Origin of the sequence: Pseudoalteromonas aurantia (assembly GCF_005886875.1) — a bacterium.
GTDB lineage: Bacteria > Pseudomonadota > Gammaproteobacteria > Enterobacterales > Alteromonadaceae > Pseudoalteromonas > Pseudoalteromonas aurantia_A.
In genome coordinates, this window is the sequence record NZ_PNBY01000178.1 from 1 (window position 1) to 367 (window position 367).

Consider the following 367-nt stretch of genomic DNA (forward strand, 5'->3'; position numbering starts at 1 on the left):
GTCTACCGAGTTATATGCATCCACAGCATTTATTGGTGATGGCAGAGTTGCCGTTAAACGTGAATGGCAAAGTAGACCGTAAGGCATTGCAAGGGCTCCCATTACGAGGTGAGGAACAAGAAGAAGGGTTAGGAGATGGCACGCCGCGTACGGCATTAGAGTCACAGTTGTGTGACATCTGGCAAGAGGTATTGGGCGTAGACACAGTGACTATCCACGATAATTTCTTTGAGTTAGGTGGAGACTCTATTTTGAGTATTCAGCTGGCAGCCCGAGCTCAGGCTGAAGGCGTAGACTTTGCTCTAGAAGATTTATTTGAGTGTGACACCTTAGCGGAATTAGCGGCCACCATTGATGATGGGCAAGC

The 367-nt window shown here is 48.2% G+C and carries 1 protein-coding gene; it reads left to right on the plus strand.

From position 1 onward, the window contains the following. Window positions 1-367: phosphopantetheine-binding protein (locus tag CWC18_RS20350; protein WP_138676012.1), on the plus strand; the 367-nt coding region annotated here is incomplete at both ends.